The organism is Flavobacterium sp. (genome assembly GCF_027531905.1).
Lineage (GTDB): Bacteria > Bacteroidota > Bacteroidia > Flavobacteriales > Flavobacteriaceae > Flavobacterium.
Genome location: NZ_JAPZSU010000011.1, coordinates 1 through 25432, shown reverse-complemented (window position 1 = coordinate 25432; position 25432 = coordinate 1). Strand labels below are relative to the sequence as shown.

Below are 25432 nucleotides of genomic sequence, written 5' to 3'. Positions count from 1 at the left end.
TTCTGAATAATTCAGTTAATAAAATAAATTATTCTTCAAAAAAACGAAACCCAATGCCGTGAAGGTTTTCAATAGAAATGCCAGGTTCATGAACCAAAATTTTACGCAATCTCGAGATAAAAACATCCAAGCTGCGACCCATAAAATAATCATCATCTCCCCAAAGTGCTGTTAGTATTTCTTCTCGTTTTAGGACTACATTTTTATTGTCGAGAAATAATTTCAATAACTCTGATTCTCTTTGGGTTAATTTTATTTTTTCGGAAGCATTCCAAAGCAAGTAGTTTTTGGTGTCGAAAGTGTATTTCCCGACTTGATAGGGAGCAGATTCGAGCTTTTCTTTTTTTTGAGAGCGCTTTAAGAAAATTTCAATTTTGAGCAATAATTCTTCAATGCTAAAGGGTTTTACCAAATAATCATCGGCACCCAAACGCAGTCCTTTGATGCGGTCTTCTTTGAGCGTTTTGGCCGAAAGGAAAATGATGGGAATATGAGTGTCGACTTTTCGTATGGCTTCGGCCAATTCAAAACCATCTTTCTTGGGCAGCATAATGTCGAGAATGCAGAGGTCAAAGGCTATTTCACGAAAGCGTTCTAGCCCTATTTCGCCATCATCACAATGATAAACATCGTACTGATTTTGTTCTAAATTGTCTTTGGTCAAAAAAGCCAAAGTGGCATCATCTTCGACATATAAAATTTTTGGCTTATTCATTTTTTATCGGCAATACTAAAGTTATGGTGGTTCCAAAAGTCTCGTTATTGTGGGCATTAATTTTCCAATGATGCAAATCGCAAATCTTTTTTACATAATATAATCCTAGTCCAAAACCATTGATTTCATTGCTTTTTTTGGATGGAATTCGGTAGAATTTATCAAAAATAAAAGGAATTTTTTTAGGTTCAATGCCAATTCCGTTATCAATACATTCGATTTGTAAATGCTGTTTGGTATCGCTAAAACGAAGGGTAATTTCGGGTGTTTTTTCACAATACTTTATCGCATTGTCAATTAAATTATAAACAAGGTTTGAAAAATGAAAAGCATCGCCAAATAACTTGGTTTTATCGCTTTGATTCTCTAAGTGAAATATCACTAGAGGATGTTTGAGTTGACAGTTTTCTATGATTTCTTTGATGATCGGAAGGAATTCAAACGTAGTTTTTTGGAGTTGTAAGGGAGTGGCATCCGACTTGGCAACCGTTAAAATTTTCTCGATGTGCTGGTTTAATTTGTTGCTTTGTTCGACAATGATTTGAGCATATTTTTCCAACTTTTTGTCAGCAGTAATTGGTTTTTGTTTACTCAAATAATTCGAAGCAATCAGTATAGAAGAAAGAGGTGTTTTGAATTCATGCGTCATATTGTTGATGAAATCACGTTGCAAATCGGAATATTTTTTTTGTTGCAAAAGCGTATAAATCGAGTACACATAAATCAAAAGAATCAATACCAAAGCCAATGAAAGCACAAACCAAAACTTAAGGGAACTGAATAAAAAGCTCGTTTCGTTGGGAAATCGAATGGCAAAATAATAGACCAAGTTTTTGTGTTTGGGAAAATGAATAGAGTGCTTAGAAGTATCTTTTTCGTCTAGCGAAACATAATTGCCATACACCATTTCGTCACTTTGACAATTATAAATCGCATATTCGAAATCCGTTGTTACGCCCAACTTTTTGAATACCGATTTGAGGTAAAATTCCAAAATAGAAGCATCAAAATCATTCTCCACATTGACAATGTAATAATCATTAGAGATTTTTTGCACTGGGTTTTGCACTGGAATTTCCTGATTGTTGCCTTTGTACAAGTTTTTAGCCACTTCATATAAGGCAATATGTGCTTTTTGACTGAATTTTTTCTCTTCAATTCGAAAAGCTTCTTTAGTCCATAACAATTGTGCCAATAAAATACCGATAATGGCAATTAGTCCAATGATAATGATACTATTGAGGCGATTGATTTTCAAGAAATGATGTTTTTTAGGATGTAATATTAAGTAAAAATAAGTTGTTTTTAAGGCATTAACAAGTCGTTAACAATCATTTGAATTTGTTTAACAGCAATACCAAAAAGAGTTATTACATTTGATTTTTAAAAAAAGCAATAATAAACAATTAAAAATAGAAATTATGAAAATGTTAAAAATCTCTTTATTAGCAGTAGCTTTTGGATTAATGTCTTTCTCGGCTATTACTCCAGTTAAAACAATGGTAACCAAAGTAGCAAATTATGCTAGTGTTTTGGTTTGGAAATCAGAAACTATTGATGTGGGTTCTATCCCTCAAGGTACTCCAAAACCTATTGTTTTTGAATTTAAAAACACAGGAAAAACACCAGTGATTTTGACTAATGTACAAGGTTCTTGTGGTTGTACGGCTACTAATTATACTAAAACTCCAATCGCTCCAGGAAAATCAGGAACGGTTACGGCTACTTACAATGCAGCCGCTGTTGGGGCTTTCACCAAAACTGTAACGGTAACTTCTAATGCAGAAGCTACTCCAAAAGTTTTAACTATTAAAGGAAACGTTGTTGCTGCAACGGTTAAAAGCTAATTTGTTAGTTCTAAAAAATAAAAGAAGCCGTTTCAAGAAATGAAACGGCTTCTTTATTTTTAATACAATTCGTTGCTTAATAAGTGTACATTCTAGCATTAGACTCCATTCTATTGATCGGTGCAATAGAAACGAAAGGAATACCTTCTTTGGCAGCTCTTCTTTTCAAAGCGATAATGTTTTGTTGCTGAACAGCCAATGGAGTTTGCCCTTTGATTCTGTTAACGAATTTAGAGTCATTAGTAGTTGAAGATAAGCCAGTAGCTGCATTAGGAGCAATAACAATTACTTTGTTGTAATCTTGCTCACCGCTTACCACAATTTTATCTGAAACTTTTGTTCTATCATTGGTAGTAGTGTTGACCAATTCGGCTACAGCAAAAGTACTTATCGTTTGCTCTACCTGATCTTTTCCTGTGTTGAAATACAGTAAATTGTTGTTGGTTTTGATATAATTTACATTCATTTTTTCACCATTATGTTTAACTAAAACATGTGATTGAGCGAAAAATGGGGTCGAAATTGCTAAAAATAATAAAGTAATAAAGGTTTTCATAGGACTAATTTTTTTCTTGTTGTTATAATTTAAAAGTATGCTGAAAAAAAAACTAGCATTCAGGAGGCGGACAATATTTTTGCAAGTAAATAGCGGTAGTATAAAAAGTATCCATAATCACTTTTGGTCTTCGGCTCACGAAGTATTCTTTTTTGGTTTTTGACCAAGGCTCAGTTTTGCACACCCAATAAAATTCGGAGTCTAATTCCTTTTGATTTTCAGTTTTTACGGTCCATTCTATTTTTTTAGATGAATTTACTTCTAAATAGCAGTCTAAGGCCCATAATAAAGAATATGAAAATAAAAAGAATAAAAATACTATATTTTTTGATTTTTTCACTTTGTAAAGTTATCAAAATTGCGAAAAGTGTACAATTTTCTTTGGTTAAATAACAGTTAATGTGTGTTTTATTAGATTAGAATTTATTTTTATTGTTTTTTGCTTTCTAGTAAGATCAGAATGGGGTGAGTTCTTTGTTTTGTATTGGGAACTTATTTTTTGCGCCTTTTAATTTGGGGGCTGTTCACAAAAGTTAAAAATAGTTTTTTTGTTTTTAGGAGTTAGGTCTTTTATTTTGTTTTTTTTTAACTGTTTATTCGACTTAAAAAATCTTGTACCTTCGAATTAGGAGCATTTCCTGAATGAAAAATGAACTATTTCTCCTCAAAATAATTTTTAAATACCATTTTTAATTAGACTTTTTAGAAAATTAAATTGTTATATAAGTGCTTACGTATTAATAATGAGAAGGTATCAAGATGCAACGAATACTTTAAAAAAACACAGATCTTTTTTGTATTCTTTCTTATCTTGCCCCTTATTTAAAGACTTTCAATCATGAAAAAGGGAATTATAGTTTTAATAGGAATTGTATGTTTAGCTTGTCAAAAAGACAGCAGTGTTTTGACTTTACAATTCGAATTGCCTAAGCAAATAAAGGAAATTTCAGGAATGGTTCACATGCCTCAAACTAAACTAATTTGGGCATTAGAGGACAGCGGTAATAAAAATGTACTCCTTGGTTTAGATGCGAATTCAGGCGACATCAAAAAGACGTGCACTATCGTAAATGCCACCAATGTTGATTGGGAAGAGCTGACCAAAGATGCGCAAGGCAATGTGTATATTGGGGATTTTGGAAACAATCGCAACACCCGTCGTGATTTATGCATTTACAAGATTGGGGCTTCTCAGCTCGATGCTTCTTTTGCAAAAGCCGATTATAAAATTTCCTTTTCGTTTCCGGAACAAAAAGAATTTCCACCCAAAAAAACGGAGCGACTTTACGATACCGAAGCGTTTATTGAATACCAAGGCTATTTTTATTTGTTTGCCAAAAACAGAAGCAAAAACTTTGACGGTACTTCGTTAGTCTATAAAATCAGAAATGCCGCTGGAGTGCAGCAGGCACAATTAATTGGAAAAATTAAAACGTGCGATACTTACAACAGTTGCCAAATTACAGGCGCAGCCCTAAGTCCTGATGAAAGTAAAGTAGTATTGCTTTGCCACGATAAAGTATTTTTGTTAGCTGGTTTCAAAGGAGGAACGGTGCTAAACGGAACGAAAACTCTTTTTGAATTAGGACATTTTTCACAAAAAGAAAGCATTGCATTTATTGATGATAATCAAATACTAATCGCTGATGAAGCCGAGAAAAAAGGAAGATCAAGTATGTATTTGACTTCGCTTCGTCAATTAAAAACCAAACCCTAAGCCTACAGAAAGTCGTGCCTCTTCGTCTTTACCTTTAAAATAAGTAATTCTAGCGGTTAACACATTCAATCCGTTTAACCAAAGTCCACCACCAAAGGCTTGATGCCATTTGTTGGAACTTTCATTGGGAAGCCAAACGCGACCGTAATCAAATCCGCCAAGAAGACCATAAGAAAGCGGCAACAAACTTTTTTTGATTTTTCCCAATTGCCAACGAATATCACTGCTTTGATAGAACGAACGTTTTCCTAAAAAGCGTTCATTTCGAAAACCTCTAAGATCATAATCTCCTCCTAATGTGGCGCCTTGATAGAATTCGTAATGGTCATTAAAAAGTATTTTGGATTTTAGAATCGTGGCTAGGACTATTTTTCCTTTTTTATCTAGGCGATGGTTGAGGTTAATTTTGGTTTCCAAAGCGGTGAAGTTTCGGTTGAGTTCTTCCAAATTCATTTTCCAAGTTCCTTTTATCGAAAAGCCAAATCCCATACTCGGATAGGCTGGTAAATCATAGTTTTCAAAAGAATAGGAAGCAATAGCCCCCGCAAATTTTTGCCTTTCGAAAACCTCTGGATTAACCACACCTGGCGTATTAATAAAACGGTTTGTACTTTCTTCTACGGTAATGCGTTCTACGAGTGCTGCAAAGTTCCATTCACTGCCTATTCTTCCAATCTTTTTTAGGGTAGGCGTAATGGCTAATGTTCGGAGACGCACTCGGTTGAAATCTTTACCTTTGATTTCGTCGTAGTTAACGGTTTCGTTACCGTAACCAAAAAAATTGATGGTAAAATTAGGGCTCGTATACTTGGAAGCCACATCCAAATCCCAATTGCCCAAAGCCTTTGGAAAATGAGCGTTATAAATAAGTTCAAAACCGCTAGTGGCAAAAAAGTAATTGGCTTTTAGGATGTGTTTTTGTGAAAAAGGATTTTGTTTAAAACGATTCACGGTATAGCTTGTAATCAACCCTAATTTTACACCATCGTCTGGATTGTATCCACCAAATGGAAGTCCAGAAACCGCATTGTATTTGGGTTTTTCATAGTTGTAATATTGGGTGTCATAATCGTCTGTGATTATTTTTTTGGTTTTCCTATCCAAATTATAAGTATTAGGTTTCGATTTAAAATCATAAACCATAATATTTTTTCCATTCGTAACGGTGTAACTATCGTTATTTTGTCCACCCAAAAGACGTAGTAGAACTCCAGACTTGTTTTTTCCATTAACTTCAAATACATCATCATCATCCAAGCCATAAATCCAAATTGTTTTGGTGGTTTTAGCATCAAATCGTTTGGTGTACCACCATTCTGGACCTTCTTTTTTAAGACGAGAGACTACCACTTCTACTTCGTTTTTTGAAGGGAATGAAATAGAAAATTGTTCTTTTTTGTTGGTCCCGACAATCATCACTGTTTTTTGAAGCACTTCATAATACGCTTTGGCATAATTCGGTAAGTCTCGCATTCGGACTTTTAACTTTTGAATGATGTCGTTGATAGTGGCTCCTTTTATTTCATTTGGAATTGATGCAAAACCTTCTTCTATTTCTTTATCAGACAAATGGTTTTGAATGTATTGGGCTTCTTCAATCCAATCTTCCTTTGTAGCAGTTCTTAATAAAGCCAAATCTAGTGGATAAGGCTCTCTATTGAGCCATTTTACATTGCGAATAGACGAGTTGAACGTTTGCATATGGCGTAAAGCGGGCATATTCATTAATAACGAAAGCAAGGCTCCATCGTATTTACTAAAGGCTTGATCTCTGTCTTTTGGAATTGGTTTGTAAGTAACATTTTTTTTCTCTTTGAAGGCACTCCAGCGCCATTGGTCACTATGACGGTCCCAATCTCCAATAAGCATATCAAACAAGCGCGCTCTGATATAGGCTTTTTCATCGACTTGGTATTTTTCGTCTTTGTGTAAATTGTGGAGTAACTCATCGGTAGCAATGATTTTATCGGGATTGTCGAACAAGTCATTGTCGACTTGACTATCACTTGGTCTTTCTTCCACCATATACAATTCGTTTCCAAAATTGGCATTGAATTCTTTCAAAGCATTGTGTTTCGGGATGTAAAACAATTTTGGATTGGTATGGTAGACGCCAATTTTGTCCGCAAGATTGCCCACGGCAAAAGGCGCATAAGGATGTGATGTGGTGTAAAAATCAAACAAAAAATCTTCAGCATAGGTGTCTTCAAAATCAGTAACCACGTATTGATCTTTGAAGGCAACCGCTTGCAAAAAACGAGTAGCACTTTTTTTCAAAGCACGCATTACGTATTCTTTCCCTTCTTTGTCTACCAATTGCAGTGAATTGGATTGATGTCCGCCTCCAGCTCTTTTGGGACGTAAGCCGCCATACAATGTGTCTAATGTAACTGTAGGAACGGTAATTTTCGTGCTGTAAACTTTTCTGTAATGGGTACCAAACAGGAACTTATAAAATCCGTTTTTTTGAGTTTGTTTTGGTGTGTAAATCGAAGCAGTAGTCGTTTTTGGGAAATCTTTTGACGCTACGACAACACTTTTTTCTTCCGAATCGAACAGCGTGGTTTCGAATAAAAGTTGTTCTTTTCCTTTTTCATTTCCAAAAAAAGAAGCTTTGATACGACCATCATTATAAACGGAAAGTGTAACATAACCATTGCCACCATAGGAGAAATCATTTGGAAAAATGGCTCTTGCAGCTTCAGATTTTGAGCCAGCACCACTAATAATTTGTTTGATGTTGTCGTGGTCAATATACTGTAAATTATGGTCGTGTCCCGAAACTACGACCACATTATTGTGGGCTTGCAATAGGGTTTTGATGCGCTTCGTCAGGATGGTGTATTGTTTGTTTTGAATGTCTTGCGGACTTATTCCTGATGTTTTGCGTAGTAAATTGATAACTGACCCAATTACAGGCAACGGAATTTTTTGTTTCAAAGGGAAAAGTTGTTTTTCTAGCGAAAATTGCCCGCCGTGCGACCCATTAGTTTGCAAAGGATGATGGATCGCCAATACTACTTTTTTGTCCCTGTTTTTGTTTAAAAGGTCTTCAAGTTCTTCAAAAAAAGCTTCTCTGGTTTTGATGTCACAAAACTCATTAATAGTAGGATGCTGATTCCAATCTTCAAGGAACCATTGACTATCCACCACAATCATTGTTAGGTTGCTGTTGATTTTTACACTTTCGATGGCACAGTTTTTTTGTGGAAGAAAGCTTTTTTTATCGTTTACTTTCGTGATGATGTATTGCGCTTGACGTTCTAATCCTTTGATGCCACTGTACCAATCGTGATTTCCAGGAATGAATACCGTTTGTCCTTTGAAGTTTTTAGCCAAAGCCAGTTGGGTATTCAATTTGGTTTCGGCCAAGGCCCTAGCTTCAGGTTCTTTGTCGCTGGGCATTCCTTTGGGATAAATATTATCTCCCAAAAACAATAAAGTGCTATTTTTGCGTGCCGAAGCTAATTTTTGACTCAGCAGTTCAAGGTTTTGTTGGGGTAGCGGTAAGTCGGCATTGCCAGCATCGCCAATTAAATAAAAAGTGTGGGCAATTTTTGTGGTATCAATGCCGTTAGTAGTCCTTGTTTTTGCTACTTCTTTTCCAAATTGTGCCTGATGTGTGGCACAAGATTGAAGCAATAGTATAAAGATAAGAAGGGTAATTCTAGTTTTAATAGCTTTAAAACAATAATCCCAAAACAATTCCATAATTTAGACGAATAAAAATTTGTTTATGATCCTGATTGATAAAGCTCAAGATTTTGTCACTTCTTTGCTCAAAGATAAACTTTCTAGCGAATATACCTATCACAATTTGACACATACCCAAGGAGTTGTAGCGGCTGTTGCAACTTTGTGCCAAGAAGAAAAAGTAGAAGGTGAAGAGCGTGAGGCCCTACTTATTGCCGCTTGGTTTCATGATACAGGTTTTATCACCAGTTGTAAAAATCATGAAGTTTGTAGTTGTAATTTTGCTACGGTTTTTTTAAAAGAAAATGGCGCAACTACTGATTTTATTGATAAAGTATGTGGGTATATTAAAGCTACTGAAAAGCATTATGTTCCGCAATCACTTTCAGAAGAGGTCATAAAAGATGCCGATTATTTTCATCTTTTTGGAGCTGATTATTTGTTCAGTTGTGAAAAACTTCGCAAGGAATGGGAAATAACCGAAAACAAGACCTATACCGATAAAGAATGGGCTTTGGTTAATTTTGATTTTATGGTCAACATTCACCAATTTTATACCGATTACGCCAAGGAGAATTGGCAACCTTTAAAAGACAAAAACTGTATTGCTTTGCAAAAAATAATTAACACCAAAAAAGAAAAAAAGAAAGCCAATACTCCCAAAGAAGATAAGCCCGACAAACCGGATCGTGGAATTGATACAGTTTTTAAAGTTACCTTGGGTAATCACACCCGATTGAGTGGCATTGCCGACAGTAAAGCGAATATCTTGTTATCAGTAAATGCCATTATCATTTCTATTGCTTTGTCTACGATTATTCCGAAGTTGGACAACCCCAAATATGCGCATTTAATGATGCCGACTTTTTTTATGATTGTCTCTAGCGTAACGACGATTATTTTTGCAATTCTTTCTACGCGTCCCAAAGTAACCAAAGGCTTCTTCTCCCGAAAAGGCATCGAAGAGCAAAAAGTGAACCTCTTGTTTTTTGGTAATTTTTATAAAATGCCTCTCGATGAATACCAATGGGCAATGAACGAAATGATCAAAGACCGTGATTACATCTACAACACTATGATCAAAGATTTATACTTTTTGGGCATTGTCTTGGAGCGCAAATACCGCTTGCTTCGTGTGGCGTATAATCTGTTTATGTTTGGGATTGTGGCTTCGGTTTTGGCTTTTGTGGTGGCGTTTAAACTGTCGGGTGAGTAATATTTTCAGAATTCTCATGTTTACGGAACCACAAATGACGTGGCAGCAACAGTAGTACCATTTAGATTTGGAAATATTCTTTTGCCAGGGGTGGAGTCATCATAGGCATTGTCCCAAAACGAATCTCCGTAGGCTCTCACATACACTTGTTGGCCGGAAGCAAAACCAGCAGAAAGTAGTTCGGTTTGGGTGATGGTTTTTTCAAAAGGATTAATTTGCGCCACAAATACAGCAGAAAAATAAGTGTAATTGGTGGCACTTACTTGAGGACTGGTAGATAAAAAGTATCGTACATAGCGACGGTTTGCTGTATTTCCTGCAGGGTAGGTGGTAATCAATAACTTTGCTTGATTGTTCGAAACAGCAGCCGTTACATCCGTTACGGTTGTGGTAGATTGCTGTCCTAAGGAGGGAATAGTACTAATGGCAGTGGGTTGCCCGTTGGTCCCGTGTACTACACCAGTTTTTTTATAACTTCCAAATCCCGCTTTAGAGTATTCTAGAGTGTAGGTGCCAAAAGGTACTTCTGGTAGTATAAACTTTCCTTCAGCGTTGGTAGTAGCTTGAATCAGAGGAGTAGTTCCAATTACCTTTACGGTCATATTCGATTTGTCCAAAAGCGTTGTTCCTTCATCGTAAAGAATGACCGATCCAGAAATAGCTGCTTTTGTTGGAACTATGGTTTCATCATCGTTTTTACTGCAAGAGAAAAACAAAACAGAGGCTAACGTTACAAGGGGAAAAAGGATACTTTTCATTTAATAAAGTTTTTATGAGTGGCAAAACTAATAAAAATATTCCGACTTTTTGTGAATGGCTATTTGTAATTTATGAAGGTAATAGGTTAAAGGATAGCTATATCCGATAATCTGTAGTGATACAAGTCTAAAGATTTTGATACTTGCACAGAATATAAAATGTAACTACAATGTTGCGAAGGCGGAGACATTCGCAGATCGGGTTATTACTGTTGTAGCAGCCATTTTATTAATTTCTCATTATCGACAATACTCCAAGAATGTGGATGTCTTTTATTGTTGGGTTTTCTATAGCCTTTATTTTGTGTTGTTATTAATGCTGCACTTTGATTTCCAAGTCTATTTAGTTCATTTATCATAGCGGAACATTCTGCTGCATTCATACTCGTAAAGTCCAAACCTCGTTCTTTCAACCACCAATTTATGTCAGGTTCTGTGTAAATTCTCAAAGGTATTTTTATTAATTGTTTAATTGCTCTTTGAGTTGTGTCTGAAAAGGAGTAAGGCGATATAGTGTAATACTCGGAGAGGACGGTTGTTGGACTTCCACCAGTTTCTTTTTCAAGTCTGTCTATCATATAAACATTCTCTTGATTGGCTTCCTTGTCTTTTGAAAGCCGAATATCTCTTTTTGCGGAATTGTAAAATCTTTCAAAGTCGAGTGGTGGGTCAATTGCAAAAACGGCTGTTGGTTTAATTAGTGCGTTTTCAGCATATTTAATGGCACAACTACCACCAATTGAAAATCCGCCAACATAAAACTTTTGGTCAATAAGTTTGTGTTTAGAGGTTACATCCTTAATGATTTTGTCAAAAGTTTGTTGACTTAAACGGTCTACCCCAAAAGATAAAACTCCGTCTTGGAAGGTGGGAATAATTGTCAGAATGCCGTTTAATGCTAATTGGTTAGGTAAGTTAGTTTGTTGTAAAACGTTTTCTGCTGTTTCTCCAAAACCAGGAATTAGAAAAATATATCCTCTCCAAGGAAGTTTTGGCGGATAAATTATTGTGTAGCAATTTTTTGTTTTATCGGTTTCGTCAAGAAAGACTTTCTCCATTTTAGGAATAGACATTTTCTGTCCATTACAATTCATAGAACCTAATAAAAAAGTCAAAAACAGTATAATAAGTCTATTCATAATTGCATGTTCTTAAACCATATCGGAGACGTTTGCTGAGCGGAAGTGAGGTATTGATTGACTTTAGGGGCGGAACCATTCGTAGAGCACAAATAATGAACTCGCTAGTCTTCGTTGAGCGGCAATAAAATTTCCACTTCACTTTTTAAGATTGGAAGATTGTTGACTACGATTCCCCAAATTACGTCATCTGAAATTGCATCATATCCATGAATTATTTTGTTTCGTGCATCAACTATTTTTCTAGAGTTTGAAATTGCGATTTGTGGTTCAATTTTCAAAATTCTACTCATTGCTTCTCCAATAATTTCAATATTTCTCTCAACTGCGCGTTTAGTTTTTAAATCTTCATGATAATGTTGAAAAACTTTACCTGTTGGAAAATAACTTTCAATTTCTTCTATTGAAGTTTTTATGTCATAAAGCCAAGCGTAAATATAATTATCCATAAATCAATTGCTTATTTTTTTCGATAGCCTTTTTGAAGTATGGATTTTTTATCGCTTTTTCTTCCAATAGATCCACGGGTCTTTTTAGAATGTCTTCAAGAGAAAATTTAAAGTCAAAATAATTATCGGCGTAATCAAGCAATTGGATATCACTAAAATCGACGATTAAATCTATATCACTTTGCTCATTAAATTTATCAGTTAATACAGAACCAAACGCATATAAACGCTTTACTTTGTGTGATTTACAAAGCGCAGTAATAAGTTCAATATTTTGACTAATAAAATTCATAGCTTCAAATATACAAAATCGTCTTGTTCTTTCAATGTGCGGTTAAAGCATTTCTCAAAACGTTCTGACTCTACAGTGGGTTTGGATTACCAAACGAAACAACAATACTGCTAAGTCGGATACATTCGCAGAGCGAGAGTACCGAAATAGTTTGTCTTTAGGAACGAATTTTGTACTTTTTTGAATTTGAGGCAATCAATAAATAAGGTACACCCACTAAAATTGCCGCAAAAAACGCAATGTTTTCAATATTTGAATTTTCAAAGTTTTTTGCAATGAAATACCCAACTATAATTGTTAAAGCCATTCCAAACAGCACATTTCTGAATAAAGTGGCAATTCCTTTGATGTCAATCTTTTCTTTTTCTTCTTTTGATATAGTGTTATAGCCCGCAATTAAAAAATACATTTTTCCGTATTTAATTAAGATGCCGAAAATTATAAAAAGTATCGCTATTCCAATCATTTTTTACTAGTTAGGTTGCTATTTTGTTAAGTTAAAGTACTCAAAATAATCTGAAACTACAATGCTGCGAAGTCGGAGACATTCGTAGAGCGGGAGTGACGAATTAGTTTGACTTTGGGGAGCGGGTTTTTCCATTAAGCCTAATACCCAAATTCCTTGTGGCTACTGTAGTCAATGTCTTTATTGATATAGTTTTGGTTCTTTTATTCCTTGTTTAAAATAATAATCTTTATTCATTTCAAAATGATTAGTTGTCAACGAATTATAATATTCTTTAAAAGGTGGTAAATTATAGTTAATTCTCAAATTGTCAACATTTAATGAGTCAATTAATCCGTTTTTTGGAATTGCTTGTCCTGCTTTGTTGTAAGTAGCCTGCGAACCAAATCTCTGCTTTTGATTTAGGTTAATTGCAATTCTGTCTTCGAGCATTGCATAATTAGATTTTTCTGCGTTATTTTTATCGATTTCTTTTGCCAATTCTTTAAGCATTTCCTATTGGAACTTGATATCATTGTCTGCGTGTTGGATTGTAATCCAAAATTTTCGTGAGTACTCTTTACCAATTTTATCATATCCCAAATAACCATATTTTGAATACATTTTTTTGATTTTTTTTTGATTCTCAAGACCAACACTATCTCTCATCGTTTCAAAAATTTTCCAAGCTTCCTTTTTCTCATATTTTTTAAATAGGTAATCAAAAGGACCTCCTGCATATTTTTGGTCAATATTGAATATGTAATTCAATTCAGATATTATATCTTCTTTTTCTGAATTTGAAATTATTTTGGTTGAATTACAACTAATAAAACCTAAAAATAAGAGAATTAATGTTTTTTTCATATAATTCGTTTTTAGTAACATTGCCTAACGTTCAGATATTACAGCAAATTTGGGTTCTAACTTAAGATTTATTTTTCGGTTATTACTAAATTGCCAAACATAAAAACATTATTCGATTAAGCCAAATATACAAATCTGTTGTAGCTGTTACCAGTTGTTTTTTAGCATGCACTCCAATTACCACGACTATAAACTACTTTCCACTTTTCTCCAATTTTTTGTAAGAAAAATGACATTCCAAAATTACGATTTTTAGAATAGTAATCAATTTCCACGTAAGCTTTCTTATTGTCACTCGAGAATATGGGTATGGAAATTATCATATATTGAGCATTTATTTTTTGGCTTTTCAGTTCCTCTAAAGAAATTGTTTTAGCACTTTTAGATATACTTTTTGGAATATATAAGTTGGACAAACAAAAATTTTGCGAAACAAAATTTAAAGAATCCTTTTGATTGAAAACAGACTTGACAACAAGAAGCTTTTCTATAAAAATTTCATTATTTTGAGAAAGGATATTTCCTATGGGAGCAAGTTTAATTATCGATACAGAATCTTTAATTTTATTTTGCTCCTTTAAATCGGTTTTAATAGTAAGCTTTTTTAAGCTTGTGCATATTGGTAAAGTAGTTTCGGCAGTGCTGTTTATTAAGGTTTGTATAATTATTCTAGTTTCTTTTTTTCGTATTTGTTCGTTATCCGTGTAACTTTGATTTTTATTGCAACTAATCATTACCATCAAAAAGATAAAAGTTGTGATTTTCTTCATAAGGTTCTATTTTAGATATTAGCTGTTTAAAATAACTGGTAACTTGTATTTAGGTCTAACAAAATCAGAATTATTAGTGCCTACAAAGAGAGATATGTTCACCTCTGGTCAGTTTTTTTCTTCCCCAAATATATTCCTTTTCCTTCAAAAAATATAAAAATTTTCTGAAATATAGCCTTCTGTTTTCTTTTTTAATCTGCCTTTTGTGTACTGTAAACTGCCGTCTTTTTCACATGCCCAAAAGAATTAAATTGGGATAGGTATGTTATCTAATTACTTGATTTCGTCGAGGAGTTCTTGGTAAGAATAGGTTTTGGTGGGAGTGTCGCTCTCGGTGGTGTTTTTGACTTTGACACGTAGGGCGCGCAAACCCGAAACGCCTTGTAAATCCTCAATCTCGAATTGCTCTACGGTGGGCTCAAGGATGTTCTTGAATTGTAGGTACTTGATGTATTTGAGGTATTCTTGCTCTTCGTTGTTGTGCGAGTACACTACGGTGATTTTTTCTTTTTGGGTGATGCGCTCTTGGGTGCCTTTGATGTTGGCTTTGTCAATGCGTTTTTTGACCACTTCGTAACGGGCATTGTAGGTGCCGTCTACATCAAAACGTTTTTCGTCCATGCGAAAACGAATGGAAAGCGGGGCGCTAAAGACCAAAATCAGCGAGGTGACATCGAGTTCATACGGCAAAGTGGCTTTGAGTTGGTGGTGTTCCAGCTCCATTTCGCAAAGGGTTTGCAATTGCCAAAGGCGTAAATTGTGCAAATACATCATGTCGAAACTTCGGGTGGGCGCAATGCTGGTGCCAATGTACAAGTTGTGTTCTACGCCATCGGTTTTGAAGCGCTCGTAATAATGTGGGTAAATTTGCTGCGCTTCGACTTGTTTTTTGTCGAGGACAGCAGCCAGTTTTTTGTTGATAATCGACATGGCGTTATCGAACTTTTTGCGGGCGTGGTAAAACAATCCCGTTTTGGGGTCCAAACTCGCAAAGTAGCTGCTTTCTACTTTTTCGGTATCAAAATCCATTTTGGTGTTTCTCAAAATGGGGTGAATTTCGTTTTCGATGTAATTCTGAATCAGCTGCTCGGAGTCGGCTTTGAGCGGCGCGTCGAGTTCGTTGTAGAACGACTGCAATTCGAATTGGCGTTGCTCGAGCAACAACAAATGCTGATTGGATTTTTGGTTCGAAAAAATGCCCAAGAGTGTTTTTAATTGCTTTTTCAAGTCTTCTTTGACTACCTCGTTACGGTGCACTGAGGAGCCTTTGATGTCGATTTGACCGAACAATGGAAACACTTCTTTGAAGACAATTTCCTTGAAAATGTACTCTTTGTTGAAACTGTTGGTTTGAAGAAACTTATAAGCTTCTTTTCTGAATTTCCAGTACACGCTGGGGTGAATGGCGGTATACTCACGTTGAATCACCGCTTCGACCTGATGCAAAATATCGGTATTGTGTCGTTCTATAGTGTCGATTAAATACGGAAGAATCAAATCGAGTTTTTCGACATTGAGGCTGTTGAGTACTCTTGCCTTAGACGCCACGAGTTCTATAACACCCAACAACACATCATCTTTGATGACAGGTGAAAACACAGCACTTTTGATGCCTTGCGAAAGCAAATGTTCGCACAAGGCTTTGTTTTTTGTAGTGAGTAGGTATTGGTCTACATCAGCAATGATGAGTGATTTTTTTTCTGTGATGGCTTCTTCAAAACAACTGTCAAAAAGCGAGTCGGAACAACTCAATTCTTGCTCGTTGAACAGTAAGTAGCTCGAAAAAGTTTCATCAGAATATGGCGGTTTGAAAAAGGTGTTTTCTTCTTTATTGTATAAAATAAACCCAACTTTGAGTTCTGCAATTCGAAACACCGAACGGAAAATGGTCTCGAAATTATCGGCATATTCAGGTTTTTCGATTTCGGATTTCAAAAGGTTACTTTTTAAATTCGAAATGGCGCTTTCGGTCGTGGCATCATACAAAGTTACAATACAAAATCCTTTTAGAATCCAGCTTTCTTTGGGGAATTTGGTTTTCCAAAGGTCGATGTTGTCGTAATTATCGAGTAGTTCATTTACTTCTTCTGGAGTTAAAGTCAAGGATTTCTCGGTAGGAATGATTTCAACAAAATCGGCATTGTACAAAATGCGGTAATGATTCATGATACCGTTTTGGTCTTGGATATCAAAAAACAAAGGTTTGTTGAAATTGATTTTTTGACCGTAGCATTCATTCAGAATCAAGGCGCAATTCATGATGTACAATTGGTCATCGTCTACATCTCTTATCGAGAATTCGGGAGTAAATCCTTGGTGCTGAAGTATTTTTTTGAAACGTTCAGTATAATTGAAGGTCAGATTTTGAAAAGGAATGGCCACCGCTTTGATTTCGTTGTGGGTTAAAGCAGTAGGAAACAAGTCGGCAAGTAAATTGCGAACCAAAGCTTCGTTGTTCTCAATTAGACTCAAATCCTCGATTCCGTCTCTAAATTGAGGAAAAGCTTCGATTTCTTTGAGTAAGGCTTTGGCATAGTTGGAACGGTAATCCACATCGGATTGCGCAATTTCTTCTAAAGATTCGATGAGTTTATGAAACGAAATGAGCGTTTTGAAAGGACTTTCTTTGAGTGTAATGCTTTTCATTTGCTTAGGCTTAAGAATGCAAATTTACGCAATCTTAGTGTGCTATGACGCAAAAAAATCCTCAACTGCACAGGGCAATTGAGGATAAAGTTATGTCGACATAATTTGCTGTCTGTAGAAATGATTTTACCACATAGAGGCATAGAAAAATTTTAGAATAAAAAAGTAGCATAGACGTTTTACTATTCACATAGTGTTTCTATGTGTGAAAAATAGTGCTATTTCTATTCTTTCTCTTTATCAAGTACTAATCGATGATTCTATGTGGTTACAAAAGTTTTTTTTCAACTTTAGTTTTTCTCTTCTTTGTTGAAATATACAAGGTAGTAATACATTTGTTTTTCTTCGTCCCAGCCTTTTTCTACAAATTTTTCGGCACTTTCTGGATTGATAAAATCCATTTTGATTTGGATATGTGTATCGAGATTAATCACGTTTTTGATGGATTTTCTCGCGTCCGAAACGGCTGCATTGGCAATAGGGAAGGAGGTCACGTCTTCGATGCTGTATTTTTCTCCTTTGTCTACTTTATAATTTTTGAATTCAGGAATCAAATCAGGATTATCAATGACTTCGCTTAAGAAATTCGATTCTTCAAATTGGTCATTTTTAGCAAAATAATTCACCGAGCGGTTCATAAACATCACTTCTTCTTTTTTGTCTTCGGCAGGAAAAACAACGTCTTTGGCAAAGTTTTGACAAAATTTCAAATACTTTTTGGTGATGAAGTTTTCATCCTCAAAAGCATCTACAGACAAGAAATGCTCCAACCAATAGCGCGCATCATAACGATTGCTGTCTACGGTCAATATTTTGTAACCTTCTTCTTTTTTGTGGTTAAAGATTAAACAACCTTTGTCGAGTTTGTTCAAGCTCACGCCGTGTTGCAGAATCATCTCCAAATGCGTTTCTTTTTCCTCAAATTGCAAAAAGTCGGATTGGATTTCGCTTTTAAAAACACCAATAGCATCTACTATGTTATTGTCTATCGAAACATTCGTCAAGTGCGCCACATACACCTCGCCATTCTTGATATGCGGATGATTGGATTGCTCGAACAAGTGTTGTGTAATTTGTTTTGAAACTTCGTGCAAACTGCCTGGATTATCAAAAATTTGAGTGGCAAATTTGAACATGTCGTTGTAATCCAAATCTACTTCGTGCGCAAATTGAAAGTAATTTTCTTCTTTTTCTCTAAAAGGTTTTAAGAAGAATTCTTTAATCAACGGCACAATTTCATCGTTGAGGTTAAAAGGTTGTTCTGATAAGAAAATCGCTTCATTACGACTCTTGTTTCCAACACGATGTATGGAAAGCGTTTCGATGTGGGTGTTGAATAAGTTGATCATTAAGGAAGTATGAAGGTTTAAGGTTGTTTAAAAGTTTGAAATTGTTTAAAGTTTGAAATTGTTTAAAGTTTAAGATTGTTTAAAGTTTAAGGTTGTTTAAAGTTTAAGGTTGTTTAAAAGTTTAAAGTTTTTTAAAGTTTAAAGGGGTTAAGAGTTTAAAGTTTATTGTGGTTTTGGGAATGTTCGTCTATGAATTTTGTTCCTTTAAAGTCTTTTTTGTTAAGGTATGTGATGAAATTATGGATTTTTATACTCAATTTTTCATATTCAATGACTAAATAGTTTAATTTTTCTTCATTGATATAATCATTGTCAAATACTCTATACAATTGAGAACGAGTCTCTCCGGCAGAACCTTTTGCTATTGACAGAAATTGACGGAATTCTATGTTTCCATTTCTTTCAAATCCTTCAGCAATGTTATCCATAACAGATCCCGATGAGTCTTTTATTTGAGCATTAAATTTAAAATCTTTGTTTAAATCGGTGTTTTTAGATATAAAAATGATTTCTTTTGAAAGTCTTCTAGCGTCTTGCCAAATTTCTAAATCTTCAAATCTTTTTATAGTAGCCATACTAGTTAGTTATAACTTTTAAACAACCTTAAACTTTAAACAATCTTAAACCTTTGCACCACTATTAACCTCTTAGTTCCAATTCTCCTCGAATCCGTAGTCTTCGAAGCTATCGTCACCACTAAACATGTCTAGGTCGTCTTCGTCAAGATCGTCTTCGAATTCGCCGTAGATGTCGTCATTCATATCGGCTTCAAAGTTTTTTTCACCGGCTTCTGCTGGCATGATACCGTGAGAGAATAAGGTTTCTGGATAGGTTCCACCAGCAACTGGTTCTTCTATAGCGGCTAATTCAACCAAGAACGTCCACATGTTGATGAAATCGTATACATAGATAATTTTGGTATTGGCTTCATCAAGGATATCCGATAAAGCATAATCGCTCATGGTGCGTTGTTCGCCAGGAACATCTCCCGTATCAAACAAAGGAATTTCATCTTCTTGATTCCAAGTTTCGTCACAGGTATAAAAGGAAGCTACCTCCATACCATCAAAGCCAAATGCATTAAAAATAGCGTTGTGTAAATCTTCTAAAGTATCGTCAGAACGTATTGCTATGTCTCTAAAAATGTCTTCTTCGGCATCTAGAATAACTCTAAATTTATAAACCATAATTTTTGTTTTTGTTGAAACGCCAAAGGTAAAACTTAATTTTGGAAAACCATTTTGCAATCTTATTTTGTTGAAAAGATTTTATTTTCGAAAGCTGCACAAACAAAAAAAGCTGTCCGTGACAGACAGCTTTTACTATGATTAATAGTGAAGTTTTAGTGTTTCTCTTCAGAACACAAACCTACGATTTCATGGAATACATCGTGCAAGGCAGTCAATGATTTTAGTATAGTTTCGTCTGAACCTTTGGCTTTTACCAATTTGTCCAAACCTTTGGCACCTTCTTGCAATTTTTTGATAGAAGCTAAGATGGCTGGTGTTTTGAATTCGGCTGGGATAGCTTCTTTTGACAACGCATCAGCTTTTTGAACCATTTCTTCAGAACGTGTTTTAATAGGATTCAAATCACCTTCTTCTGCAGGATGAAAAGTTTGTGACATTACCCCGTGGAAGGTTTTGATAGCAGGCCATTTTTCAAAAGTAGTTTGTGCTGACAAATTGGAAACCACCAAAAAGAAGAACAAAACAGGTAAGAATTTTAAAGATTTCATGGTTATTGATTAAAGTTATTGGTTCAAAGGTATAAATTAATTTAGTGTTTTAAAACGCTCTTTTTTCAGGCCATTCGATTTTCAAAAGAAGTTAGCCACGACCCGGGCGATAGCGAATAGGCGAAGCAATAGCAGAATTGGTACTAATTTTTTTAAGTTTTAAAATGGAATGGCACTAATTTATTGATCTTAAGAATTCGTGACTTGAACGATGGAGCAAATAATACGGTTTTAAATTACTGTTTATTTTCGTGTTATTTGTGATTGAAATTTTAAAAAATAGTGCCTTGTAATTGAATAAAATGGAGTTTTTTTTGTCGAAAACGATTAAGAAATCTTTGTTTTAAATGATTTTACAATTCAACCTCGTTTTTCTACAATTCGGTCATAACTTTTTAGAGAATCCATAATCCCGAAAGATATTTGCTTCATCAAAAAACAAACAGTATAATGAAAACAAGTATCAAAAAAATCGCACACAAATTCTTTTTAGCAACCCTATTGGTTTTGATGAGTAGTGTCACTTTTGCTCAAAGCACCATTTCAGGAAAAGTTATTGACCCAAAAGGTAAGCCCGTCGTTAGCGCCAATATTTATATTGAAGGCACTTATGATGGCGCCACAAGTGATGAGAAAGGACTTTTCTCATTCGAAACCACAGTCAAAGGAAATGCGACCTTAATCATAAGCTCTTTGATACACGAAACAGCTACCATTTCAATAGATGTTGCGAATTACAAAGACAAAACAATAACCCTCAAAGAGAATGTCAACACCTTAGATGCGGTGGTGATTACAGCTGGAACTTTAGAATCAGGAGACAAAGCTCGTGTTTCGGTGTTGAAACCTTTAGATATTGTAACCACAGCGGGTTCTGCTGGAAATATAATTGCAGCGCTACAAACGTTGCCAGGGACACAAAACGTGGGTGAGGACGGTCGTTTGTTCGTTCGTGGGGGCGAAGCCAATGAAACGCAAACTTTTGTCGATGGTATCCGAGTGGCACAGCCTTATGGCACTAGTACGAATAATTTGCCTACTCGCGGACGCTTTTCTCCGTTTTTGTTCAGCGGCATCTCTTTTTCTACTGGAGGTTATTCTGCCGAGTATGGCGAGGCTTTATCGAGTGTGTTATTATTGAATACCCAAGACGAACCCGACCAAAACAAAACCGAAATCGCCTTAATGACCGTAGGTTTGGGCGTTGGAAATACACAAAAATGGAAAAAAAGTTCCTTGAGTGTCAATGCCGCTTACATTAATTTGGCGCCGTATCAAAAAGTGGTGCCTCAAAATATCGAATGGAACAATCCTTTTCAATCCCTTTCTGGCGAAACGGTATACCGCTACAACTTCAATAACGGAATCCTAAAATTATATGCAGCTTTCGATTCCTCCAAATTCGATTTGAATCAAGAAAGCGTCAATTCACCTAACAAAGTCAGAGTCGATTTGAACAATAATAACTTTTATTTAAATACTTCCTACAAAGGTGGTTTTGGAAACAATTGGCAAGTAACAACGGGATTGAGTTATGGCTATTCCAAAAACAAATTGGGATTGGATTTGGATAAACTAAACAATGACGAAAACGCCTCACATCTTAAAATCAAACTCCGTAAAAGCATTTCGCAACACGTTAAATTAGCTTTCGGAACGGATTATTTCATTACTCGTTTCAACGAAGATTTCACGCCAAATTCAGGCATAGGAGGGACTAGCGGATACAACTCTTCAATAGCAGCAGCTTTTGCCGAAGGCGACATTTTATTCACCAAAAACTTTGCTGCCAAAGTAGGGGTTCGTGCCTCATACAACGATTTGTTGGACGAAACCGCCGTTGCTCCTCGTGTTTCCTTGGCGTACAAACTGAATAAAACCTGTCAGTTTTCTTTTGCTTATGGCGATTTCACTCAGGCGCCAAGTGTCGATTTTATCAAATATTCCAAAATGCACCAATTCGAAAGCGAAAAAGCCTCGCATTACCTCTTAAACTTTCAATACAACAACGACCGTCAAACGTTTAGAGCCGAGGCTTATTACAAAGACTACAGCAATTTGGTAAAATATAATACAACAACGCCAATGTTTAATTCAGTGTACAACAACAACGGTTCTGGCTACGCCAAAGGACTCGATTTGTTCTGGAGAGACGGCAGCTCGATTAAGAATTTAGAATATTGGATTTCCTATTCTTACATCGATACGGAGCGCGATTATCGCAACTTCCCTAAACAAGTCACTCCAAGTTTTGTGGCAGACCATACAGCGTCTTTGGTGACCAAATATTTCATTACCGACTGGAAATCACAAATCGGGTTCACCCATTCGTTTGCCACAGGTCGTCCGTACAACAATCCTAACGAGACCCAATTTATGAACGGAAAAACCAAAGCGTTCAATAATTTGAGTTTCAATTGGGCGTACTTGGTGTCACAACAAAAAATCCTGTATTTCTCCGTGTCCAATATTTTACAAACTCAAAATGTCTTTGGTTACGAGTACGCTAATACTCCAGATTCAGCGGGCGTGTACAACCGCAGAGCCATCATACCCACAGCCGATAGTTTCTTTTTCGTAGGTTTCTTTTGGACCATCAGCGAAAACAAAAAAGACAATCAATTGAATAATTTATAAGTCTAATTAGGAGCAGTAAGCATAGGGCATTTCCAGCAGGCATCGTCCCGTGATCCGCTATATCTTTGTTGCCGAACCCCGTCAGCAAAGGATGCCGCTCCTCCCGGGGCTAGTTAGGAAGAATCGTTTTCAAAATACTTGTAGAAATAGCATAACCCTTTCAGCATTCTTAACGCTGAAAGGGTTATGTTTTTAAAAGGTAGTATTACAAGAATCGTTTATACTGCAAGGTTTTTTTTAACCTTGTAGGTTTTCTGGAGATGATGATACGTCTAAAAATAAGGTAAGAGATGTTTTAATTCTACACAGCTCAAAAACTGAAATCATTTGGATTTTGTCTGGTATCGTATAACCTTAGAATTTCAATACGAGTAGAGGTTACTCTATAAAACAAAGAATTGTGTTTGGTAATAACACATTTTCTAATTTGTAACGATGCATTAAAGTATGGAAATTGAGCAGGATTGATTTGTATTTGATGGATAGAATGGTCTAATTTTTCAATAAAATTCAAACATACTTTTTTGTTCCATTTAGCTTCTAAATAATCTAATAAATTACTTAAGTCTTTTGAAGCAAATGAAGACCACCTAACGGATTTAAGCATATTTATTTTTAAGCGTATTTAATAAAGTTTCGTGTTCCATTCCTTCTGAATGGTCCATTTCTTCAATAGCTTCAATCAAACCTTTTTGTTGGTTTTGAGATAAAGAATCCCAATCAGAAATGTCTTTTTTTGATTCGGTTGCTGATACCAATAGGGCGTAAAACTTCTTCAAGTTAGCTTCGTCTAAACGGTCCAACGTTTTCAAAATTTTTAATTTCAATTCGCTTGTTGACATTTTTTTTAAATTTTATCAAAAATACAAAAATAGTAGCAACAATTTGTTTTCCGGTGAATTTAATAATAGTAACTCATTCTTAACCAGAGAAACAAATAGTTGTTGTTTTTTGCAATTCATCCTTTAAAAACAACAGTTCAGTTACAATCAATTTTAGTTTCGATTGGTCCAAACTACTTTTACATCAGTATAATAAAAGTAACAACCTTTAAATAACAAATAAACTATGAAAACATCAGTTCTTATCCTGTTCTTAGCCATAAGTGCAATGGCAACCGCTCAAGTCGCTATCAAAGTAGACATCGTTGGTCTAAAAAACAACAAAGGGCAAGTCCTCATCGGATTGTACAATTCCGAAAATCATTTTCTAAAAAAAGTCTATAAAGGCAATGTCGCTTTAATCCAAAACGAAAAAGCAACCGCCACTTTTGAAAACCTTCCTGCTGGCGAGTATGCCATTAGTATTTTTCACGATGAAAACAGCAACGGAAAATTAGATGCCAATTTTATGGGAATACCAAAAGAAGATTACGCCGCTTCAAACGATGCCAAAGGGTTTATGGGACCTCCAAAATACAAAGACGCTAAGTTCCAAGCCACCCAAAACAAGCACATCGTATTGAAAGTATAATCAGTTTACAATTCATCCTCCAAAAACGACAGTTCAGTCAGAATCAATTTCAAAAGTAGCACATCAGCAATACTTTTACATCATCAAAATAACAACAACCATTAAAAGAAATTAAAAACCCGTTGGGTGAAATTTAAATACAATAAAATTATAATCACATAGAATCATAGATCTAAACTAATAAAATAAAGAAAGAATAGAAATAGCAGTATTTCTAACAATAGATTGAACTATGTGAATAGTAAAACGTCTACTGTATGCTAATAAAAACTATAAATTCTATGTATCTATGTGGTTAGAAAAATAGTTTCACCAACAAGTATTAACAACTAAAAAAATAGAAATTATGATTAAAGTTTTAACCGCCACCGCTTTATTTATTTGCAGTTTATTAGCTGCCCAAGGACAATATGAACAAGGAATGGGAAAAGCGTTCCAATTGTGGGGAGAAGGCAAAAACACCGAAGCTGCCGCTTTATTCGAAAGAATTGCAGCAGTCGAAAAAAACAACTGGTTGCCTAACTATTATGTGGCTTTGGTGAATACCACAACCGCTTTTAGAACCAAAGGCAAAGACGAAGTAACAGCTTTACTAACCAAAGCACAAAACGCTTTGGATGTAGAGTTAATCAAAAACGAAAACAATCCCGAATTATTAGTAATGCAAGCTATGATTCACACCGCTTGGATTGCTTACGACCCAATGACCAACGGACAAAAGTTATCTGGAAAAGTAATGGAACTCTATGGTAAAGCACAGGCCATTGCCCCAGAAAATCCAAGAGTGGTATTTTGTAAAGCTGAGTTCGAAATTGGTGGAGCTAAGTTCTGGGGAACAGATACAACACCTATGTGTGCACAAATTGATAAAGCTATCGGACTTTTTGCTACTTTTAAACCAGAAACAGCTTTCTCACCAAAATGGGGGTTAGACCGTGCTCAAGAAGCTCAAAAGAATTGTAAAAAATAGGTTCAACCTGAAAGGGTTGAAAACCCAAAACCCAAAACCCAAAACCCAAAACCCAAAACCCAAAACCCAAAACCCAAAACCCAAAACCCAAAACCCAAAACCCAAAACCCAAAACCCAAAACCCAAAACCCAAAACCCAAAACCCAAAACCCAAA

Annotated in this window: 26 protein-coding genes; 6 read left to right on the top strand and 20 right to left on the bottom strand. The window is 35.4% G+C overall.

Features of this window, described 5'->3' with window-relative positions; genetic code table 11:
- Positions 1–28: 28 nt before the first annotated feature.
- Both O9307_RS03430 and O9307_RS03425 read right to left on the bottom strand, forming a co-directional pair.
- Positions 29–715, bottom strand: a complete 687-nt coding sequence (locus tag O9307_RS03430; RefSeq protein ID WP_298295357.1) for a response regulator transcription factor — start codon at positions 713–715, stop codon at positions 29–31.
- Entirely contained in the window at positions 708–1973 is a 1266-nt protein-coding gene (locus tag O9307_RS03425) for a HAMP domain-containing sensor histidine kinase (protein WP_298295355.1), read from the bottom strand. The genes O9307_RS03430 and O9307_RS03425 overlap by 8 nt, the downstream gene beginning before the upstream one ends.
- A gap of 163 nt (positions 1974–2136) precedes the next feature.
- Between O9307_RS03425 and O9307_RS03420 the strand changes: the two genes are divergently transcribed.
- On the top strand, positions 2137–2562 hold the full coding sequence (locus O9307_RS03420) for a DUF1573 domain-containing protein (RefSeq protein WP_298295353.1): 426 nt from the start codon (positions 2137–2139) through the stop codon (positions 2560–2562).
- Between the two features lie 76 nt (positions 2563–2638).
- Here O9307_RS03420 and O9307_RS03415 read toward each other — a convergent pair whose 3' ends face one another.
- Positions 2639–3118 carry a hypothetical protein gene (locus tag O9307_RS03415; RefSeq protein WP_298295350.1) on the bottom strand — a complete coding sequence of 160 codons (480 nt, stop codon included), beginning with the start codon at positions 3116–3118 and terminating at the stop codon, positions 2639–2641.
- A gap of 52 nt (positions 3119–3170) precedes the next feature.
- Complete coding sequence (locus O9307_RS03410) at positions 3171–3458, bottom strand: hypothetical protein (protein ID WP_298295348.1); 288 nt, start codon at positions 3456–3458, stop codon at positions 3171–3173.
- 498 nt (positions 3459–3956) lie between these two features.
- Here O9307_RS03410 and O9307_RS03405 point away from each other — a divergent pair, with 498 nt between their 5' ends.
- Complete coding sequence (locus O9307_RS03405) at positions 3957–4835, top strand: hypothetical protein (protein WP_298295346.1); 879 nt, start codon at positions 3957–3959, stop codon at positions 4833–4835.
- Here the strand turns inward: O9307_RS03405 and O9307_RS03400 are convergent.
- On the bottom strand, positions 4818–8546 hold the full coding sequence (locus tag O9307_RS03400; RefSeq protein WP_298295344.1) for a metallophosphoesterase: 3729 nt from the start codon (positions 8544–8546) through the stop codon (positions 4818–4820). The genes O9307_RS03405 and O9307_RS03400 overlap by 18 nt on opposite strands.
- A gap of 25 nt (positions 8547–8571) precedes the next feature.
- On the opposite strand from O9307_RS03400, the gene O9307_RS03395 reads away from it, so the two are divergent.
- The gene (locus O9307_RS03395) at positions 8572–9744 is read left to right on the top strand and encodes a Pycsar system effector family protein (RefSeq protein WP_298295342.1); all 1173 of its coding nucleotides are present in this window, start codon (positions 8572–8574) and stop codon (positions 9742–9744) included.
- Between the two features lie 20 nt (positions 9745–9764).
- On the opposite strand, the gene O9307_RS03390 is transcribed toward O9307_RS03395, so the two are convergent.
- From O9307_RS03390 to O9307_RS03330, 13 genes are all read right to left on the bottom strand, one after another.
- On the bottom strand, positions 9765–10502 hold the full coding sequence (locus O9307_RS03390) for a carboxypeptidase-like regulatory domain-containing protein (protein WP_298295340.1): 738 nt from the start codon (positions 10500–10502) through the stop codon (positions 9765–9767).
- A 206-nt stretch (positions 10503–10708) separates the two neighbouring features.
- Complete coding sequence (locus O9307_RS03385) at positions 10709–11641, bottom strand: alpha/beta hydrolase (protein ID WP_298295338.1); 933 nt, start codon at positions 11639–11641, stop codon at positions 10709–10711.
- Between the two features lie 104 nt (positions 11642–11745).
- Positions 11746–12090: a HepT-like ribonuclease domain-containing protein gene (locus O9307_RS03380; protein WP_298295336.1), complete on the bottom strand. Its 345-nt coding sequence runs from the start codon at positions 12088–12090 to the stop codon at positions 11746–11748.
- Complete coding sequence (locus O9307_RS03375; RefSeq protein ID WP_298295334.1) at positions 12083–12382, bottom strand: nucleotidyltransferase domain-containing protein; 300 nt, start codon at positions 12380–12382, stop codon at positions 12083–12085. The genes O9307_RS03380 and O9307_RS03375 overlap by 8 nt, the downstream gene beginning before the upstream one ends.
- A 157-nt stretch (positions 12383–12539) precedes the next feature.
- Complete coding sequence (locus O9307_RS03370; protein WP_298295332.1) at positions 12540–12848, bottom strand: DUF3784 domain-containing protein; 309 nt, start codon at positions 12846–12848, stop codon at positions 12540–12542.
- A 180-nt stretch (positions 12849–13028) separates the two neighbouring features.
- On the bottom strand, positions 13029–13340 hold the full coding sequence (locus tag O9307_RS03365; RefSeq protein WP_298295330.1) for a hypothetical protein: 312 nt from the start codon (positions 13338–13340) through the stop codon (positions 13029–13031).
- Between the two features lie 3 nt (positions 13341–13343).
- The gene (locus tag O9307_RS03360) at positions 13344–13694 is read right to left on the bottom strand and encodes a hypothetical protein (RefSeq protein WP_298295328.1); all 351 of its coding nucleotides are present in this window, start codon (positions 13692–13694) and stop codon (positions 13344–13346) included.
- 161 nt (positions 13695–13855) lie between these two features.
- Positions 13856–14464, bottom strand: coding sequence for a hypothetical protein (locus tag O9307_RS03355; RefSeq protein ID WP_298295326.1), 609 nt, complete (start codon positions 14462–14464; stop codon positions 13856–13858).
- 273 nt (positions 14465–14737) lie between these two features.
- Positions 14738–17110, bottom strand: a complete 2373-nt coding sequence (locus O9307_RS03350) for a GAF domain-containing protein (RefSeq protein ID WP_298295324.1) — start codon at positions 17108–17110, stop codon at positions 14738–14740.
- Positions 17111–17400: 290 nt separating this feature from the next.
- Positions 17401–18459, bottom strand: coding sequence for a nucleoid-associated protein (locus tag O9307_RS03345; protein WP_298295322.1), 1059 nt, complete (start codon positions 18457–18459; stop codon positions 17401–17403).
- A gap of 155 nt (positions 18460–18614) precedes the next feature.
- Complete coding sequence (locus O9307_RS03340) at positions 18615–19034, bottom strand: four helix bundle protein (RefSeq protein WP_298295320.1); 420 nt, start codon at positions 19032–19034, stop codon at positions 18615–18617.
- Between the two features lie 72 nt (positions 19035–19106).
- Positions 19107–19646: a hypothetical protein gene (locus tag O9307_RS03335; RefSeq protein ID WP_064715297.1), complete on the bottom strand. Its 540-nt coding sequence runs from the start codon at positions 19644–19646 to the stop codon at positions 19107–19109.
- A gap of 155 nt (positions 19647–19801) precedes the next feature.
- Positions 19802–20197: a hypothetical protein gene (locus O9307_RS03330; RefSeq protein WP_298295316.1), complete on the bottom strand. Its 396-nt coding sequence runs from the start codon at positions 20195–20197 to the stop codon at positions 19802–19804.
- 450 nt (positions 20198–20647) lie between these two features.
- Between O9307_RS03330 and O9307_RS03325 the strand changes: the two genes are divergently transcribed.
- Entirely contained in the window at positions 20648–22834 is a 2187-nt protein-coding gene (locus O9307_RS03325) for a TonB-dependent receptor (RefSeq protein ID WP_298295314.1), read from the top strand.
- Between the two features lie 310 nt (positions 22835–23144).
- Here O9307_RS03325 and O9307_RS03320 read toward each other — a convergent pair whose 3' ends face one another.
- Both O9307_RS03320 and O9307_RS03315 read right to left on the bottom strand, forming a co-directional pair.
- Positions 23145–23441, bottom strand: coding sequence for a type II toxin-antitoxin system RelE/ParE family toxin (locus tag O9307_RS03320; protein WP_159686043.1), 297 nt, complete (start codon positions 23439–23441; stop codon positions 23145–23147).
- The gene (locus tag O9307_RS03315) at positions 23434–23676 is read right to left on the bottom strand and encodes a hypothetical protein (RefSeq protein ID WP_298295310.1); all 243 of its coding nucleotides are present in this window, start codon (positions 23674–23676) and stop codon (positions 23434–23436) included. The genes O9307_RS03320 and O9307_RS03315 overlap by 8 nt, the downstream gene beginning before the upstream one ends.
- 226 nt (positions 23677–23902) lie before the next feature.
- Between O9307_RS03315 and O9307_RS03310 the strand changes: the two genes are divergently transcribed.
- Together O9307_RS03310 and O9307_RS03305 are read left to right on the top strand one after the other, a co-directional pair.
- The gene (locus O9307_RS03310; RefSeq protein ID WP_298295308.1) at positions 23903–24307 is read left to right on the top strand and encodes a DUF2141 domain-containing protein; all 405 of its coding nucleotides are present in this window, start codon (positions 23903–23905) and stop codon (positions 24305–24307) included.
- A 346-nt stretch (positions 24308–24653) separates the two neighbouring features.
- Complete coding sequence (locus O9307_RS03305; protein ID WP_298295306.1) at positions 24654–25277, top strand: hypothetical protein; 624 nt, start codon at positions 24654–24656, stop codon at positions 25275–25277.
- The last annotated feature ends 155 nt before the right edge of the window (positions 25278–25432 follow it).

What these genes read in the sequence shown, in the direction of transcription:
- O9307_RS03430 (WP_298295357.1), bottom strand. Translation starts at nt 715, where the DNA reads ATGAATAAGCCAAAAATTTTATATGTCGAAGATGATGCCACTTTGGCT.
- O9307_RS03420 (WP_298295353.1), top strand. Translation starts at nt 2,137, where the DNA reads ATGAAAATGTTAAAAATCTCTTTATTAGCAGTAGCTTTTGGATTAATG.
- O9307_RS03415 (WP_298295350.1), bottom strand. Translation starts at nt 3,118, where the DNA reads ATGAAAACCTTTATTACTTTATTATTTTTAGCAATTTCGACCCCATTT.
- O9307_RS03405 (WP_298295346.1), top strand. Translation starts at nt 3,957, where the DNA reads ATGAAAAAGGGAATTATAGTTTTAATAGGAATTGTATGTTTAGCTTGT.
- O9307_RS03400 (WP_298295344.1), bottom strand. Translation starts at nt 8,546, where the DNA reads ATGGAATTGTTTTGGGATTATTGTTTTAAAGCTATTAAAACTAGAATT.
- O9307_RS03395 (WP_298295342.1), top strand. Translation starts at nt 8,572, where the DNA reads ATGATCCTGATTGATAAAGCTCAAGATTTTGTCACTTCTTTGCTCAAA.
- O9307_RS03390 (WP_298295340.1), bottom strand. Translation starts at nt 10,502, where the DNA reads ATGAAAAGTATCCTTTTTCCCCTTGTAACGTTAGCCTCTGTTTTGTTT.
- O9307_RS03385 (WP_298295338.1), bottom strand. Translation starts at nt 11,641, where the DNA reads ATGAATAGACTTATTATACTGTTTTTGACTTTTTTATTAGGTTCTATG.
- O9307_RS03380 (WP_298295336.1), bottom strand. Translation starts at nt 12,090, where the DNA reads ATGGATAATTATATTTACGCTTGGCTTTATGACATAAAAACTTCAATA.
- O9307_RS03375 (WP_298295334.1), bottom strand. Translation starts at nt 12,382, where the DNA reads ATGAATTTTATTAGTCAAAATATTGAACTTATTACTGCGCTTTGTAAA.
- O9307_RS03370 (WP_298295332.1), bottom strand. Translation starts at nt 12,848, where the DNA reads ATGATTGGAATAGCGATACTTTTTATAATTTTCGGCATCTTAATTAAA.
- O9307_RS03365 (WP_298295330.1), bottom strand. Translation starts at nt 13,340, where the DNA reads ATGCTTAAAGAATTGGCAAAAGAAATCGATAAAAATAACGCAGAAAAA.
- O9307_RS03360 (WP_298295328.1), bottom strand. Translation starts at nt 13,694, where the DNA reads ATGAAAAAAACATTAATTCTCTTATTTTTAGGTTTTATTAGTTGTAAT.
- O9307_RS03355 (WP_298295326.1), bottom strand. Translation starts at nt 14,464, where the DNA reads ATGAAGAAAATCACAACTTTTATCTTTTTGATGGTAATGATTAGTTGC.
- O9307_RS03350 (WP_298295324.1), bottom strand. Translation starts at nt 17,110, where the DNA reads ATGAAAAGCATTACACTCAAAGAAAGTCCTTTCAAAACGCTCATTTCG.
- O9307_RS03345 (WP_298295322.1), bottom strand. Translation starts at nt 18,459, where the DNA reads ATGATCAACTTATTCAACACCCACATCGAAACGCTTTCCATACATCGT.
- O9307_RS03340 (WP_298295320.1), bottom strand. Translation starts at nt 19,034, where the DNA reads ATGGCTACTATAAAAAGATTTGAAGATTTAGAAATTTGGCAAGACGCT.
- O9307_RS03335 (WP_064715297.1), bottom strand. Translation starts at nt 19,646, where the DNA reads ATGGTTTATAAATTTAGAGTTATTCTAGATGCCGAAGAAGACATTTTT.
- O9307_RS03330 (WP_298295316.1), bottom strand. Translation starts at nt 20,197, where the DNA reads ATGAAATCTTTAAAATTCTTACCTGTTTTGTTCTTCTTTTTGGTGGTT.
- O9307_RS03325 (WP_298295314.1), top strand. Translation starts at nt 20,648, where the DNA reads ATGAAAACAAGTATCAAAAAAATCGCACACAAATTCTTTTTAGCAACC.
- O9307_RS03320 (WP_159686043.1), bottom strand. Translation starts at nt 23,441, where the DNA reads ATGCTTAAATCCGTTAGGTGGTCTTCATTTGCTTCAAAAGACTTAAGT.
- O9307_RS03315 (WP_298295310.1), bottom strand. Translation starts at nt 23,676, where the DNA reads ATGTCAACAAGCGAATTGAAATTAAAAATTTTGAAAACGTTGGACCGT.
- O9307_RS03310 (WP_298295308.1), top strand. Translation starts at nt 23,903, where the DNA reads ATGAAAACATCAGTTCTTATCCTGTTCTTAGCCATAAGTGCAATGGCA.
- O9307_RS03305 (WP_298295306.1), top strand. Translation starts at nt 24,654, where the DNA reads ATGATTAAAGTTTTAACCGCCACCGCTTTATTTATTTGCAGTTTATTA.